This is a genomic window from Novosphingobium sp. (assembly GCF_036820275.1).
In the GTDB taxonomy this organism is placed as follows: Bacteria; Pseudomonadota; Alphaproteobacteria; order Sphingomonadales; family Sphingomonadaceae; genus Novosphingobium.
Genome location: NZ_DAISLT010000005.1, coordinates 72,321 through 88,503 on the forward strand (window position 1 = coordinate 72,321; position 16,183 = coordinate 88,503).

The 16,183-nt window shown below is 64.1% G+C and carries 13 protein-coding genes; 8 read left to right on the forward strand and 5 right to left on the reverse strand.

Going from position 1 to position 16,183, the window contains the following annotated elements; genetic code table 11:
* Positions 1-3: 3 nt before the first annotated feature.
* From V7066_RS05750 to V7066_RS05765, 4 genes are read right to left on the reverse strand one after another with little or no spacing between them, the layout of a single operon-like run.
* Positions 4-819 (reverse strand): type-F conjugative transfer system secretin TraK, encoded by an 816-nt coding sequence (locus tag V7066_RS05750; RefSeq protein ID WP_054435030.1) that lies wholly within the window; start codon positions 817-819, stop codon positions 4-6.
* A complete protein-coding gene (locus V7066_RS05755; RefSeq protein WP_054435033.1) occupies positions 816-1,388 on the reverse strand; it encodes a type IV conjugative transfer system protein TraE in 573 nt (190 codons plus the stop codon). Before V7066_RS05755 ends, V7066_RS05750 begins: the two co-directional genes overlap by 4 nt.
* 1 nt (position 1,389) lies before the next feature.
* Positions 1,390-1,680: a type IV conjugative transfer system protein TraL gene (gene traL, locus V7066_RS05760; protein ID WP_054435036.1), complete on the reverse strand. Its 291-nt coding sequence runs from the start codon at positions 1,678-1,680 to the stop codon at positions 1,390-1,392.
* A gap of 51 nt (positions 1,681-1,731) precedes the next feature.
* On the reverse strand, positions 1,732-2,058 hold the full coding sequence (locus tag V7066_RS05765) for a TrbC/VirB2 family protein (protein WP_054435037.1): 327 nt from the start codon (positions 2,056-2,058) through the stop codon (positions 1,732-1,734).
* 462 nt (positions 2,059-2,520) lie between these two features.
* Here V7066_RS05765 and V7066_RS05770 point away from each other — a divergent pair, with 462 nt between their 5' ends.
* Complete coding sequence (locus V7066_RS05770) at positions 2,521-3,021, forward strand: hypothetical protein (RefSeq protein ID WP_054435040.1); 501 nt, start codon at positions 2,521-2,523, stop codon at positions 3,019-3,021.
* A gap of 43 nt (positions 3,022-3,064) precedes the next feature.
* Here V7066_RS05770 and V7066_RS05775 read toward each other — a convergent pair whose 3' ends face one another.
* Entirely contained in the window at positions 3,065-4,033 is a 969-nt protein-coding gene (locus tag V7066_RS05775) for a lytic transglycosylase domain-containing protein (protein WP_243692770.1), read from the reverse strand.
* Between V7066_RS05775 and V7066_RS05780 the strand changes: the two genes are divergently transcribed.
* The 7 genes from V7066_RS05780 (at position 3,994) to V7066_RS05810 (ending at position 16,109) form a co-directional block, all read left to right on the forward strand.
* On the forward strand, positions 3,994-5,286 hold the full coding sequence (locus tag V7066_RS05780) for a hypothetical protein (protein WP_054435046.1): 1,293 nt from the start codon (positions 3,994-3,996) through the stop codon (positions 5,284-5,286). The genes V7066_RS05775 and V7066_RS05780 overlap by 40 nt on opposite strands.
* Before the next feature lie 418 nt (positions 5,287-5,704).
* Entirely contained in the window at positions 5,705-6,478 is a 774-nt protein-coding gene (locus V7066_RS28775) for a DUF7146 domain-containing protein (protein ID WP_442947307.1), read from the forward strand.
* A 34-nt stretch (positions 6,479-6,512) separates the two neighbouring features.
* Positions 6,513-10,745, forward strand: a complete 4,233-nt coding sequence (locus V7066_RS05790) for a strawberry notch family protein (protein WP_132469985.1) — start codon at positions 6,513-6,515, stop codon at positions 10,743-10,745.
* A 60-nt stretch (positions 10,746-10,805) separates the two neighbouring features.
* On the forward strand, positions 10,806-11,531 hold the full coding sequence (locus V7066_RS05795) for an XRE family transcriptional regulator (RefSeq protein ID WP_132469987.1): 726 nt from the start codon (positions 10,806-10,808) through the stop codon (positions 11,529-11,531).
* Between the two features lie 12 nt (positions 11,532-11,543).
* Complete coding sequence (locus V7066_RS05800) at positions 11,544-12,149, forward strand: RES family NAD+ phosphorylase (protein ID WP_054435134.1); 606 nt, start codon at positions 11,544-11,546, stop codon at positions 12,147-12,149.
* Between the two features lie 180 nt (positions 12,150-12,329).
* Complete coding sequence (locus V7066_RS05805) at positions 12,330-13,574, forward strand: MucR family transcriptional regulator (RefSeq protein ID WP_054435136.1); 1,245 nt, start codon at positions 12,330-12,332, stop codon at positions 13,572-13,574.
* Positions 13,575-13,820: 246 nt separating this feature from the next.
* Positions 13,821-16,109 carry a ParB/RepB/Spo0J family partition protein gene (locus V7066_RS05810; RefSeq protein WP_132469989.1) on the forward strand — a complete coding sequence of 763 codons (2,289 nt, stop codon included), beginning with the start codon at positions 13,821-13,823 and terminating at the stop codon, positions 16,107-16,109.
* The last annotated feature ends 74 nt before the right edge of the window (positions 16,110-16,183 follow it).

The window sequence follows — 16,183 nt, forward strand, 5'->3', positions numbered from 1 at the left end:
GGCTTAGTTCCCGCTGCGAGTGACGAGGTAGGCGGTGGTAACCTTGCCCGGAGCAAGGCGCGGCTCGGCGATCGAGACGGCCAGCGCAGAGGCGGGCGCGACGCTGGCCTCGGTAAGCGCGGCGTCCTGGGTACCCTTGTTCTCGATCCTGAGGACCCGGCCGGTCATCTCGGATCCGCGATACTCGGCGACCATCTGCACCTTGAGGTCGCCGACGTAGACCGGCCGCAGCGCGCGCTGGCGCGTCTCGTAGCCATCGACAATCCGGTTCGCGTACATCGCCTGGACGAGGGCGATGGCCTGATCTTGCGAGCTGACCTGCTGGGGGCCGGAAGGCACCGCCTGCGCTGCATCCGCTTTGGCGATCGCCGGGTTGGCGATGAACACCTGCACTGCCTGGTCGCCGGCGATGCGGCAGACGAACTTGTAGACATAGCCGCGCTTGGAGGTCGCGAAAAAAGAGAGGGCGGGCCGCGCAAAGCCGTCGGGAACCGAGAGATAGATGTCTCCGCGCACCGGTTCGTTGACGACGCTGAAATCGTCGGTCGGATTGCCCGTGCTGATCTTGGAGACTGCGGCGAATTCGTCCTCGACGAGGCTGATGCGGGTGAGGTCGCGCGCCGAGGCGTTGCAGTCGACTTGGCTGCCGTCGGACGCCATCAGCGTCTGGTCGCCGGTGGCATGAGCTGGAGCCGCCAGCACGACGGCCGCCGTGCCGACGAGCAGCGCGCCCAAGGTGCGACTGACGAGGCAGGAGCAGCGCGATGCCAGGACCGCGCCAATGGCGCAGGCGCCGATCGCATACGGGGTCGATGTCATGACACGCCCTCTTCTTTCTTCTTGGGGTGGACCATCCCGAAGCCGATCAGCTTCAGCGAGAGGCCTTGGTACTCCCAGGCGAACTGGAAGGTGCGGATGTCGCTGGAGATCACCTTCTGGCCGACGACGGTGTTGAGCTTGCCGGTGACCGAGGAGGTCAGGGCCCCGGTGTCGATCTCCATCGACTGGATCTGGAAGTACTGCGAGATGCTGGAGCCGCGCTGCTCATTGGCGATGCGCAGAAGATCCGCCTTGATCTTGCCCTGGGCGCGCGGGGCGACGATCTCGAGGACCGAGGTCATCCAGTAGTCGAGGCTGCCGGGCGACCGATCGAGGGTCAGGATCGCGGTATCGCGGGTGATGAGCTCGAGGTACTCACGCGAGACGCCGCCGCTCGAAAGCGTCAGCGGCGAGCGCAGCACCGGCTGCAGAACCACCTCGCGGCTGCGCGTCGCGGCGAAGAGCAGCATGAGGCCGAGCGCGCCGGCGAGGCCGAGCGATACGAGACCAAGCAGATTGCGCTGTCGCAGGATCCGCTGGCTTTGTGCGTGCTGGTACGAAAATTCCATGTCAGCCCACCATCAGCCGGAGGTAGGAAGGCGGCGTGGCGCGCAGCGCGGGGAACCCGCCGGGCAAATGCCAATACGCGAGATGGATCAGCCATGATGTTGCCCGCCCAGCTTTGGCTTTCCTCAAAACCCACCAGCCAAGGAAGGCAAAGCCTATCCCGATGACGATGTGCTGGGACAGGATCCCCCAGATGAAGGGGATGACCATGGCCAGGAACTCATCCAGCGTCCAAAACCCGATCAGCTCAGGATCGTCGAGATGAGAAGGGATCACATATCGGTCGACTGACATACCGCGCCGCCTTCCATGACGGTGGAACTGCCGCTCCGCCGCCGTTTGGGATCAGATCGTCGCGGTGACGGTCGAAGTGACGATCGGAATACCCGTGCCCGCGCCGACGCCCACGCCAACGGGGATGGCGACCTGGCCAAGGCTGAAGCGGCCGGAGGCGAGGCCGACGATGCCGCCGGCAAGAGAGAGAACGGTGATGATCTTGCCGCCCGAGCCTTCGAGGAACCCGGTGAACTGGGTGAGCGCGGTATCGAATGTCGTGTCGGCGCCAGCGAACGCCGGTCCGGCGAAGGCCACGGTGGCTGCCACGAGGGCGACGGCGGTTGCAGCGATAACCGTGAAGTCGGTTCGGCTGCTTTTCGTGAGCAGGGATTTCATGAAGGCTTCTCCTGAGAGCGAGCGCCTTTCGTTGCGCCCGACCCACAGTTGAGGAATTGCGCACGTTCACTTCAATCAGAATTGGGATGGCAACCGGTTCGATGCGGCATTTATCTCGTACCTGAGAGTAATTGCAGTCGTTATATCGGTATTGTCCATGAAAATGGACCGAGTGTCATCTCCATGGACGTGAAACTCGGTATTGTGGACGGTTGTCCATTAGAAGGGACACCAAGCCGCCGGTTGGTCTGATTCTACGACTGCGCAAACATCGGGACCGCTTTGAACTGTGTCGCCGTAGTGCATGGGCGCGCAGTCCTACGCCTTTCTACCTATAACGAGGTTGATCTCACCGATTGATCGCAAAGTCCTATTGATTGCGATGGTTAATTTTATTGTTATCTCGAGTACCCGGACTACCCAATAAGCGACACAGCAGAAAGGTGGGCTATGGGATCACCAATGTTCGACGCCGGGCCGCAGCAATATGCGCACCGAAAAACCTTCAGCTTGGCAGATTTCATTCTGCACCGAATGCATGCCGAACGGCTTACTTACCGCGATCTGGCGATGAGAACCGGTCTGCGCAGAAGCAGAATGCATTACACCTTGCATAGGGACTGCGGAAAGCGGCGCCCACTTCGCCTCGACGAAATCCATGCCTTGCTCGACGCGCTCGATATCACACAGCTGGAAGCGACCGTCGCGCAGGAAATCCTGTCCGGCGACTGCGTCGAACCACATGGCCTGGACAGGCTCGTCGGTCTGATCGCAACGATCGTCGCGGGGCTCAGCAGCGCTATTCCCGATATCGTTTCAGATCTTGATGGTTTGGAGTGGGATGACGTGCGGCCTGAGCACGGTGAGTTCATCCAGGCCTGCATAATCAGAGAGTTGACCGCGACTTACAGCCGGATGGTGCAGCGCAGGGATCTGCGGTTTTTAAGGGATAACGGCGAATAGCGCGATGTCGCCGCAGCTTTCGCCGGCCGTTCGAAACCCGATATCAGAACGATGCGATCGCGGCCTCGCGGCTCAGGCGAGACCAGTTGGCCAGGATATCGGCAACGTAGTCTTGCGTTTCGCGTATCTGGGGCACCATTCCGCCACGGATGCGGGCAGGGCCGGCGTTGTAAGCGGCAAGAGCGAGATGTACCTGACCGAAGCGGTCGAGCTGTTCTCGCAGATATCTCGCGCCGCCTCTGAGGTTCTGCACCGGATCGTCCGGATCGATGCCGAGATAAGCCGCGGTACCGGGCACAAGCTGGACGAGCCCTTTTGCGCTCTTGGGCGATACAGCTCCAGGGTCGTAGCGGCTCTCGCGAATGATCAGCGCATCGAAAAGGCCGGTTGGTATACCTTGCTCGCAGGCAATCGCGCTCATCGCCGCGTACCAGGCCGAGCGCCGGGCTTCGGCAGCCGCCTTGAGGATACCCGAAGGACGATAGCCTATTGGACTGCAAGCGGCGTTAAAGGCGGACATGGCGGGGAAGGATGCACTGGTCATCCAATCTGGCACCGCGATGGAAGATCGAGCGGCGACGGGAAAGCCCGTCGAGGCGCTGCTTTTCGCGGTTTTTCTCGCTGCCTCGAACTCCAGTGCCATTCGGTCCGCCACGTAACGGCGATTGAGGTCCAACACTTGAAAGGACACGGCTTCTGCTTGCGCAGGATCCGGAGTTGCAACTTCAGATCGGCTCGCATGCGGCAATCGGCCCATTTCGATGAGCTGGACGGTGCGCACGACGTTAGACTGACGGGCCGACGCGGAGTCGACGGAAAACGCCAATATAATGCTGATCAATGCCGGACAGTACCGATGCATGAGCTGCTCCCTCGCTTCGATGTGATGATTGAAGTTCGCATCGATTGGATTTGTCAACGTCTCAATCGCACCGAATACTTTCTCATCCGACGGTTCGGGAGAGTTTCCTGATGTGGCTGATTGAGCGCGATACCGACGGGAAGGCGTCAAACAGAATTCCCCTTCCAGCGGTTCTGCAGGAGGCTCTCGTGCGCTGGTACATCGGGGAAGGGGATGCACATGATGAGCAAGCAGGGATCGCATTGGTTCAGAATGCGCGGATCGGGCACCGATGGATCGCTTGCGGCTGCCTTGGAAGCGGAAGCGCTCCGCCGATCCTAACCCCAGCGTTTCTGTCCGAGGCCGAGACGTATTATCTGCGCCGCCTCACCAGCCCCAAACGTCCCGAGCACCGAGGCGATTGCCCGTTTTTCCGCGATCAGGTCACCAATCGTCTGACCGAGGTCCGGTCACGCTCGACGCCCCTTGATCCGCCCGAAGGGTTCTTCGAAGTCCTGAAACCCGCCCCGGAAAAGCTTTCCCAGCGCCCCGAAGACGACGCCAGCGACGACCGCACACGCGGCGCCTCCATTCCCAGGCTTGCGCGCTTGCTCTGGCGTTTGATGGCGGCAGCCAATGTCCATCGCGCCGCGCCGCTTAGTTTTGGCGAGCAACGCTCCATCAGGCACGAATTCGCGGCGCTAACTCGCGCGGCAGGTCGGATAGAAGCTGCGCCGGGCATCGACCTCGAGCGCGTCCTATGGACGCATGCCCGTCCGTTGCAGGCCCGGGCGGTCTATGCCGCCTTGCGTGCGTTGGAGCCGCAGTGGCCAAGAGAGCATGCTCCGCAAGGCTTCGTGTTGCTTTACGCGCCCGCCATTCAGAGCCACCAGATCACGCTGCCAGGTGGTGATACGCTCGGGATCGCCAATCGCGTCCAGTCGCCGTCGGTCCGGGGCAACCGCATCAGCGGCCCGTTCCTGGTGCTCGTCGTAGTGGGCCAGTATCCAGAAGCGAGAGGCTATGCACCGCTGCGCGCTTATGCCCAGCCGGTTCTCAGTGGCCGAATGTTCCTGCCCGTAGACTCCGAGTTCGAACGTACGATCTTGCGGATCATCCTGCGCTGCCAGCACCTCCTTCATGCCCGGGGCGTCGACCTGGCAATAGAGAAACCCTTGTTCGATGTTCTCACTGCGGACGGCCCTTGCCGGCCGGATTTCGTGCTCGAAGCACGCTCAAGGATGACCGGCGAGATCCGTACGGTTGTTGTGGAGGCCATGGGTTTCGACAGCCGTGAGTATCTCGCGGCCAAGGAAATCACGCACCCCCGCATGCAGCATCTCGGCCAAATCGTGACAGTCGAGCGAGCCGGCATGGATGAGCCTGCGGCAATGGCGGCGATCCTCGCTGCGTTGGAGTTCTAGAGTTCCAGTCTCTGTGTGCCCTTGCCGTATCCCGTGAGGCGGCATCTCGAGTTGCAGCAGTCCGGAAGAATTGAGGCAAGAGCGGAGAGGGAGGTCGGGGTGGTGGGTCCGAGACATCGGGAAGCCGGGCGGCTCCGTGCGTCTGGTCCAGGCTTTTTGTGGCCGCGTCACACGGTAGAACCATGATGGAACATCATCTTTCCACTTCGAGCGGGCGCGCTGTTGGCGTCCTTTTCACGTTCACGCCTCCGTGCACGTCATCCGGGCAGGGCGTCGTCGCCCGCCACGCTGAGACAAATACATACGCAGGAACTCGCCTAGGCAGGAGTGCCCCATGGCGGTCGTAGCGCGGCGGCCCACGCAAGCCCTGATCGATCTCGTGGGGACACTGCGGGGGACATGGCACGGGAACTATGCGATGTGCCGCTGCCCGGCCCATGTCGATCGGGATCCGAGCCTTTCGCTGCGGCAAGGCGACAGGGGCATCCTTGTGACCTGCTTTGCCGGCTGCAATTCCGCCGATGTCCTAAGCGAACTCCAGCGGGTGCAAGTATCGGGGCACTTTCCTGGGCCGCCTAAAAGGCCTGTTAGCGGCGGGGCAAACGTCGAGCGCCTCTGGTCCCAGGCCATGCCCCTAATGGGGACGCTTGGTGAACGGTATCTCGCTTCGCGCCATCTGTTGCCGGCGCCGGGCGATGTCCGGTACCATCCGCGCTGTCCACGCGGCGCGAGACCCCACACCGTCTTCAAGCCGGCGCTTCTAGTGGCCGTGCGCGAGGGCCAGCGGCTCGTGGCGCTTCAGCGGATCTTCCTCGATCCCGAAACGGCGATGTACACCGAGAAAGCCACGCTTGGCCCGCTGGGCCTCGGCGCCTGGCGGGGTGGGGGGATTGGGCCCACGCTGGGGCTGGCCGAGGGTTTCGAAACCGCACGGGCATGGTCGCTGCTGCACAGGCTTCCCTGCTGGGCCAGCTTGGGGTCGCGCCGCTTCGGCCTGGTGACCATTCCCGACAGCGTGAGCGAACTGATTCTTGCCGGCGATGACGACCTTGCCGGGCGCCGCGCGGTCAACCGCGCGTCGGTGGCCTATGCCAAGGCCGGGCGGTTGATCCGCACGGACTTCCCATCGGGGGCCAAGGACTGGGCGGGGCGGCTCGCGGCAATGAAGAGAGGAGGGGGAGGAGAGGGGTGAGCTGCCGGTGGGCAGCCAAGCCCAGGAGACCTCCATGCGCGACCTACTCGATTTTCCGGCCGTTACCGATGCCCCGGCGGCGCGGCACATTGCTCAACTGCTGGGCGGCAGGGCAAACATCACCCGCCGCGACCTCAACGAGGCAATGACCTTGGCTTTCGGCGGCAGCGACGCCGACGGCCACTGGACCCAGCGCGACAGCTTCGAGATGCTCGAGCACGCGCTTGCCCTCCATCTTTCGCGTAGCGGCCATGGGCTTGGGTCGCTGAGCGATCTTGCAGCCCTGTCCGGCCTGATGGGACGCTTGCCCACGCAGACGGTGCGCAGCGAAGAGCAGATCGATCTCCAGCAGTTTTCGACCCCCGCCGATATTGCGGGCCTGGCGGTCTTGCTCGCCGCGATTGGTCCTGAGGACATTGTCCTGGAGCCCAGCGCGGGCAATGGCCTACTGATCGCGCAAGTTGGGCCATGTGCAGGCCTTCAGCTCAATGAGATCGACGACCGCCGCCGCGAACGCCTCGCGCATGTCTTTCCCGGCGCGGCGATCAGCGGCCACGACGGCGCGGCCCTTGTCAGCCTTCATGCCGGCCTCCCAAAGCCAAGCGTCGTCCTGATGAACCCGCCCTTCGCGCGCAGCCTTGGGCGCGGCGCGGACTCGCTTGCCGCGCTGCGGCACCTCCAGGCGGCGATCAAGCGGGTGTGCGCCGGAGGCCGCGTGGTTGCAGTCATGCCCGACTGGTTCGCTGCCAATACGCGTCTCAATGCGGCTTACGCGACGATCCTTGCCGGTTGCACCGTAGAGCGGTCGCTGCGGCTCGAAAGCTGCTACCGCAAGCACGGCACCGAGATCGCCGTGCGGCTTTACGTAATCGACAAGGTCCCGGGCGATATCACGCCGACCATAGTGCACTGCAATGAGGTGGCGCACTGCATCGAGAGCGTGACCATCCCGCCCCGGTGCAGGGATGCGCATGGCGCGGCGGAGGAGGGCGCCGCTCGGACACCAGTGTCGAGCAGCCGTCCAGCCATGTTCGGCGCCGCGCGCAAGGCCAAGGTCGTAGCGCCGCGGCCCTATCACGCGCCTACGCGCAATGCCGTGCTTCCGGTCGCTTACACCACACTCGAAAGCCCGGCCCCGCTTGCCGAACAGGTCGGCGTCTATCTGCCCTACCGGCCGAGCCGGATCGTCTTCGATGTCGCCGGCGAGCATCCGACCGCCCTCGTCGAATCCGTCGCCATGGGTTCGATCCCGGCGCCGATCCCCAGCCACATCCCGCATCTTCCAGAGCGCACGGTGACCGATCGGCTGCTTTCCTCCTCGCAGCTCGAAACGGTGGTCTACGCAGGCCATGCCTGGTCGCAGATGCTGCCCGGCAAGTTCGTCCCGGAAAAGGAAGGGGTTGGGCTCAAGCTTGATCCCGAGGGCAGGGCTTATCGCAAGGGCTTCTTCCTCGGCGACGGCACCGGTGCGGGCAAAGGGCGACAGATCGCGGCGTGTATCCTCGACAACCGCCTGCAGGGGCGCCGCCGGCACATCTTCGTCACCAAGAATGAGCCACTGCTCGAAGATATCCGGCGCGATGTGACGGCACTGGCCGGCCTCTCGGCCGACGTGCAACCGCTCTCCAACTGGAAGATCGATCAGCCGATCCAGCTGGAGGAAGGCATTCTCTTCGTCACCTATCCGACGCTGCGCTCGCAGCGCGCGGAGCATTCACGGCTCCAGCAGATCATCGACTGGGCCGGCCCCGACTTCGACGGGGTGATTGCATTCGACGAGGCCCATGAGATGGGCGGTGTCGCCGGCGGCGAGGGTGCGCTGGGCGTCAAGGAAGGATCGCAGCAGGGCATTTGCGGCGTACTCCTCCAGAACCATCTACCCGATGCGCGCGTACTCTATGCGTCCGCTACGGGCGCTTCCGACGTCAACAATCTCGCTTATGCGGTTCGCCTCGGTCTGTGGGGGCCGGAGACGGCGTTCGCCGACCGCGCCGCGTTCATTTCCAGCATCCGCCAGGGCGGGATTGCAGCGATGGAACTGGTCGCCCGGGATTTGAAGGCGCTCGGGCTCTATACTTCGCGGGCGCTAAGCTTCGCCGGGGTCGAATACGAAGTGCTGCGCCACGAGCTGACGCCGATCCAGATCGAGATCTACGACTCCTATTGCGCGGCCTGGCAAGTCATCAACACCAACCTAGAGGCCGCTCTGGAGGCGACCAATGTCGTCGATGCCTTCGAAGGGCGCACGCTCAACAGCGGTGCCAAGGCAGCGGCGCGCTCGCGTCTCGAAGGAACCCGCCAGCGCTTCTTCGGCCAGGTGCTCCTCTCGATGAAACTGCCCACGGTGATCGCCGCGATCGCCCGGCACCTCGAGGCCGAGCAGTCGGTGGTGGTCCAGCTCGTCACCACGGCCGAAGCGATTCTCGATCGGCGGCTATCGCAGATGTCGGCGGAGGAGCGCGCGGATCCCCAGATCGAGCTTTCTCCGACCGACCAGATCGTCGACTACCTGATGCGCGCCTTTCCCACCCGGCAGATGGAAGTCTTCACCGACGATAGCGGCAATCCCTTCTCGCGGCCGATGAGCGATGCAGACGGGCATCCGGTCCATAACCCCGAAGCGATCGCGGCGCGCGACAGCCTGCTCGAGCATCTCTGCGCGCTGCCGCCGATCAAGTCGGGGCTCGACGCGCTGATCGAGCATTTCGGGGCCGACCGGGTTGCCGAAGTGACCGGGCGCTCGAAACGGCTCGTTACAACCGGGGACGGGCGCCAGAAGGTCGAAACGCGCACACCGCGCACCAGCCAGGCCGAGGCCGGCGCCTTCATGGACGGGACCAAGAGGGTCCTGGTCTTTTCCGATGCCGGCGGCACGGGCCGCTCCTATCACGCCAGCCTCGGCGCCGCGAACCGTCAACAGCGCGTGCACTTCCTGCTCGAACCGGGATGGCGCGCCGACCGGGCCATTCAAGGGCTCGGGCGAACGCACCGCACCCATCAAGCATCGACGCCGTTGTTCCGCCCGGTCACGACCAACTGCAAGGGCGAGTTGCGCTTTACCTCGACGATTGCCCGCCGGCTCGACAGCTTGGGCGCCCTGACGCGCGGGCAGCGCCAAACCGGAGGGCAGGGCTTGTTCGATCCCGCCGACAATCTCGAAAGCGATTATGCCCGTGATGCGCTGGTGTCCTGGTTCCATCTGCTCAACGATGGCAAGCTCAAGAGCACGACGATTGGCGAGTTCACATCGCTCACCGGCCTCGAAATCTTCGATAGCGACGGCGTCCTGAAGGACGAGCTGCCGCCGATCCAGCGCTGGCTCAATCGCCTGCTCGCTCTTCCGATCGCGCTGCAGAACCGGATCTTCGAGGAATTCCTCGCGCTTGTCGAAACCCGGGTTGCTGCCGCGCGCGAGGCCGGAACGCACGATGTCGGTGTCGAGACCATCACGGCCGATACCGCGAGAGTGGTCGACGACGTCGTGCTGCGGACCGATCCCAATTCGGGCGCGACGACGCACCTGTTGACGATCGAGATTGCGCGCCGGAAGACGCCGATCTCGCTGGAACGTATCCTCGAGGCTGCCCGGTGGGCCGACAAGCCGGCCTTCGTTATCAATGCTCGCTCGGGCAAGCCCGCACTGCGCTCGCGCGCCCGTTCGTGGATGGGCGAAGAGGGCGAGCCGATCCCGCGCGTCGAACTGCAGCGTCCATGTCGCCGCGAATTCATGCGGGAGGACAGTCTTGCCGAAAGCGCCTGTGAGGAAGTCGACGAGGCGGCGTTTGCCGCGGCTTGGGCGAGCGAAGCAGCCGAGGCCGCGCAGCAGCTCGAAACCCAGACGATCCGTCTCGCGACCGGGCTCCTTCTGCCGATCTGGTCGGCGCTGCCGTCCGATCATCTCGCCGTCAACCGCGTGGTCGACAAGCACGGCAACAGCTGGCTTGGCCGCCTCGTGTTCGACCAGCACGTCGTCGGGCTCTATACCAAGCTGGGCCTCGCGCGCAGCGAAGAGATGCCCGTGGATGCGATCGCGGCTTCGGTGTTGTCGGGGCGCACCGTCCAGGTCAGCCATCCCTTTGAAATGACCTTCCGGCGCTCGATCGTGAACGGCAAGCACCGGGTGGAAATCGTCGATGCACCCGCCGGGCGGCTCCCGTGGCTCAAGAGCCTGGGCTGCTTCACCGAGATCATCCAGTACCGCACGCGGGTCTTCGTGCCCGCGAACGGCGCCGAGACCGTCATCGGTGCGATATTGAAAGCGGCGTAACTTTGGGGTGCCGAGCTTACCGAACTTGACGAACTTTACGAGAATGGATAGTTTGCAGCCATGAGCCAGCCCCAAACCCGCCGCGAAGGACCTACCCGCAAGTCGGGCAACTGGATGATGCGCAACCCGAGCACCGGACAGTTTGTCAGCGTTGCCCATGGTTCGAGCAAGGCCATCGCGATGCCCAAGGAAATCGGCCGCGCCTTGTCGATCCCGACCGACGCGCTCGAAGTCGTCATCGAGGCGCTGCGAGCCGCGACGGCAAGAAGCCGCAGCGATGGCACGGCGCTCCAGTTCACCGTCGAGGTCAAGCCCAATGGCAAGCCGCGTATCGTCGATACGGCGGCGGAACCGGTCGGTAAACCGGCGAGCGAGACCGATGCCGAACTCGAGGCGGCGCTCGCCGCGGCGCGGGCACGCGGCCGCGACCGTGTGGCCGAAATCCTGGCCGGCCCCGACATGCTCAGCGCCGAGGATTTTGCCAAGCACCTGGGAACCACCCGCGCGACGATCAACACCAAGCGCGTGGGCAAGCAGGTTCTGGGGCTGCAGGGCGCGACGCGCGGCTATCGCTATCCCGACTGGCAGATCGGCGAAGACGGCCGGCCTTTCGCGGCTTTGCCTGCCCTGTTTGCAGTCTTGGGCGACAGTCCCTGGGCGGTCTACCGCTTCCTCGTGCAGGAGCATGGCGAGCTGGGCGGCTTCACTGGCGCCGAAGCGCTGCGCCGCGGGCAGGACGGCGAAGTGCTCGAAGCGGCGGAGAGCGTTGCGCGCGCTTTTGCCTGAATGTCGGCCCGAATGTCGGATTATCCAACGCCAGCCTTTGCGCGGGTCGACCTCGACCTCGCGACCATTCCTGCAGGGGAAGTCTACCAGCGCATCTTTCTTTCACGCTTTCCCGATCCCCTAGGGTTCGGGAAGACGCCGAGCCGTTTCAGCGATCCGAGGCGCCGTATCGCGGCCAACCGCTTCGGAGTGCTCTACCTCGGCTCGTCGCTCAAGGTCTGCTTCCTCGAAGCCACGCTGCGCGATCGACGCAATGGGCAAGTCGGCGACTATCCGATCGAAGAGGTCGAATTGCGCGAGCGTGTGGTTGCCCATATCACATCGACCCGCCCGCTCACGCTTGTCGATTTGCGGCACGATGGTCCGGTGCGCATGGGCATCCCGACCGATGTCGTGCGCGCGTCCTCGCAGACGCTTTCGCGGGGCTGGTCGCTCGCTCTTCACGATCATCCCGCCAAAGTCGACGGGATCATCTACCCGTCGCGCCTCAACGACGAGGTCAACCTCGCCATCTACGAGCGGGCGGTGCCGGCCCTGCGGTCGGTTCACAAGTCGCCTTTGATTTTGGCACCAGGTTTCGCCTCGGTACTGAACGATCTCAAGGTTGCTCTGGTCTAGTAAACCGAGGTTATGCTTTGCAGCATTCGTTCGCTTTAATCACTATCGGTTATGGGCGATGAGCAGATACGACTGCGTAACAGGGCAAAAAACGACCGGTGCGCGCAGGATAAGCCTTTACATGCCACGCGATAGGGCGAAAGTGCAGTTCCTACCGTGACCCGTTGAGGAAAATTCCACATGTCGCAAGCCGAGCAACCGGAACTGGCCCGTCTCACAGTCGAACTGCTGAGCGCCTATGTCGCTAACAACACTGTTGCGAGCGGTGATCTTGCCGGACTGATCGAGGCGACGCGCGCAGCGCTTGCCGGCGAAAGGCAAGCCGGCGGCGAGCCGGCCCCAGAATTCGTTCCGGCTGTATCGGTTGAGGCAAGCCTTGCGTCGCGCGATCACATCGTAAGTCTCATCGATGGCAAACCTTACAGGGCTTTGAAGCGCCACCTCACCAACAACGGGCTGACGCCTGAAGAATACAAGGCGCGGTATGGTCTTCCGGCCAACTACCCGATGGTTGCGCCCAGCTATTCAGAACAACGCAGCAGTGTTGCCAAAAAGATGGGTTTGGGGGGATCTGCGGACAAGAGCTCGGCAGCGCGTGCAGCCGCCAAGACCTCTGCCAAGGCGTCGGTCCCGGCTGCCGAAGTTGAAGTAGCAACCAAGCCCGCCGCGAAGGTAGCAATGGTCAAGGCGAAAGCGCCCAAGGTCGCTAAAGCACCCGCTACAGCACCTGCAAAGGCGCCGAAAAAAGCTCCTGAGCCCCAGGCGAAAGATCAAGGCTCGAGCGCGGTAGCGCCTGTTGTCGAGGCGAAGCCAGCACGCAAGGCGGCTCGCACGAAGTCTGTGCCGCCCGTCACAGTCGCCAGCAATGCTCCCACCTCGACCGAGACACCGGCTGTAGCTGCCAAGGCCGCGAAGCCGGTGAGCGCTACTGGCAAGGCAACTAAGGCCAAGGCTGCAGGCACGAAGCACGCGTCGGTCAAAACGCCTGTAGCGGCGGGCAAAGTCGCCTCGGTGAAGGCGAACTCTGTAGAAAATTCCGAGACAGCCGCTCCGGCCGTGAAGACTGACGCGCAGGCAGTGGCGCACGCTGCTCCAGCGCCCTCGGCAAAGCCCGCACGCAAGATGGCGCGCCCCAAGTCGGCAGCGCCGGCGGCTGCCAAGAGTGATGTGCCGGCTCCGAAGGCCGGTTCCGAGAGCTCGGGCAAGGATCGCAAGAAACTGGGACTGCGTTTCGTTTCGCGCGCTCTTGAGGGCGAGGCCAGTGAAGCCGCGGCTACCAAGGTTAAGGGCAAGGCCGGTGCCAGCAACAAGGCTGCCGTCAAGAAGGCTCCGAAGGCTCCTAAAGCCGAGAAGGCGCCCGTAGCAGAGCTGGCCGTCAAGGATGTGCCGGTCAAGGCCGAGCAGCCGGCAGCCGCCGACACCTGACCTGCGGCGAGGGTCACTGCCGGCGGGTCCCGCTGACGATTCCTCAATGATAGATGCGGCGGGCCATCCGATGGCCCGCCGTTTTTATTTGGGCGGTGTGCGGGGGGAAGCGCCCGCGCGGGTCCAGGATGCCGGCTGCGGGCGCGGGGCATGCCCTAGCATCAGAGCGGCCGGGGAATGAGAGCGGGAGAGGGATGGGATTTGGTGTCCGGGAATTGGCCGGACGCCAGAAGAAGGTGAAATCCCATGATCCAGACCGTGAAACTCGCCAAGCTGGTGGCCTCCGAGATCAATGTGCGCAAAGCCGGCGACGACCTCATCGAACAGTTCGCCGCCGATATTTCCGCGCGCGGCATCCTCCAGAACCTCATCGTCACCTCGGTGAAGAAGCCGCGCGGCGCCTTCGCCGTGATTGCCGGTAGCCGGCGTCACCGCGCGCTCCTGCTCTTGGCCGAACGCGGCGAGATCGATGCCGTGACCTACGATGTGCCGGTACTTTTGCTCAATGGCGACGAGAGCCAGTTGTCCGAGGCCTCGCTTGCGGAAAATTTCCATCATCTCGCCATGTCGCCGGCGGACGAATGCCGGGCGTTCCAGCACTTTCTGGGACAGAACGGCGATATCGATGCGGTCGCCAAGCGCTTCGGTATTACCCGCCGTTTCGTGGAAGGCCGTCTGCGCCTTGCGAACCTCGCCGAGCCGATCTTCGAGGCCCTCGCCGCTGGCCGGCTCACGCTCGACATGGCCAAGGCCTATGCCTCGACCGAAAGCCATGAGCGCCAGATGATGGTCTGGAACAGCCATGGCACATATGGGCACTATGGCGCCGATACCATTCGCCGCGTCATCGCCAACGAGAGCATGAAATGGAGCGAGCCGATCGCGCGACTTGTCGGCGAGGACGCTTATGTGGCGGCCGGCGGCGCGATCGACCGCGACCTCTTCAGCGAGGACGGCGACCGCTGGATCAATCCCGAGATCGCGCAAAATCTCGCCGCGGCGCTGATGGAAGCCGAAGCCAGGCGCATCGGCGAGGAACGCGGCCTGGCCTGGATCCGTCCGGTCGCCGGAACCTCGACCTGGGATGCGGCGCGCGGCCTTCACCGGGTCAGCCTGCCGACCGAGCCGCTCTCCGAGGCCGAGTTCGCGCGCATCGGCGAAATCGAGGATCGCATCGCCGTGATCCAGACCGAAATGGCGGACGAGGAACTTTCCGACGAGGCTTACGAGGCCCTCGATGCCGAAAACGACTTCCTGGCCGATGAGCTGGCAGCGATCAGCCATCACCGCCCAGCGATCCTGCCCCCCGAGATCGCGCCGCGCGTTGGGTTGTTTCTCACGCTTTCGCGCGAGGGCGCGATGGAACTCGACGAAACCTACTACAGCGAAACGCCGCTCCGCGTGACGATGGTCGATCCCGAGGAGGTCGAAGGCGACGAAGCCGGCGAGCTTGGCCCGGACGATGACGCAGGCGCCCAGGATGGCGATGCGCCTGACGAGCAGACCGGCGGCGAGGCCGATGGCGAGAACACCGCTCGCGCTCCGCGCGCGCCGACCTTCCGGATCGAGGAAGGGGCGGCCACGACCGCCTCGGGTAAGTCCGCCGAAGTCGATCCTGATGCGGCAGCCCCGGGCGGCGCCGCGTTCAGCAAAGTGCTGTCCGATCAGCTCGCGGTGCAGCGCCGCGACGTCCTGGGCGCAGCGATCGTTGCTAGCCCTGCTCTTGCTCTCGACTACCTGCTCTTTGTCATGGCCGACGAGCGCTCGGGCCAGTGGTTCGAAAGCGGCACGAGCATCCGGGCATCGCGGCCGCAGGACCCGGGGCTTGCCGAAAACATGCCGGCCTCGCGGGCGAGAGACTACCTTGCCGAAGTGCGCGAGGGTCTCGACGCGGCCTGGACCGAGGACGACACGAAGATCGGCCGGTTCGATGCCTTCCGCGCGCTCGACGACGAAGCCAAGGCGGCCTGGCTCGCCTGGGTGGTCGCGACTTCGTTCGAGGCCAAGGAAAGCGGCGCGACCCGCCAGAACGCCCTGCAGAATCGCCTGGCGACGATCCTCGAAATCGACGTGGCGAGCTGGTGGCGCCCGACTTCGGAAAACTTCTTCGACCGGGTTTCGAAGAGCGCGCTGATTTCGTTGCTCGACGACGTCGGCGGCCCGGCGCTCTCTGGACGCCATGCTAGCCAGAAGAAGGGCGATATTTCGGCATCGTGCGAGAAGCTCTTCGCGGGCGATGTCGTCATCGAGGAGGAGATCAAGCAGAAGGCGCTCGCCTGGGTGCCCGCCGCCATGCAGTTCGCGCAGAGCGCCCCCGAAGACCCCGAAGCCGAGGACGATTTGGCGAGCCTGATTGAGGACGCACTGGATGGCGCCGGCGATGGTCCGGATGATGGCGAGACGGGCGATGGCGGGGAAGACCTCGATATCGATGGAAACGATGCTGGCATCGGTGAGTCTGATGGCGGCGACGAATCTCCGCATGTCTTCGGCGACGACGATGCGCTGAGCGAATGGTCCGAGGCCGCCGAGTAGGACCCCTGAACTGATTTGAGCAGGCTGCCGGCGTCGATCCGCGATGCCGGCAGCATCGTCTGCGCGCCTCAGGC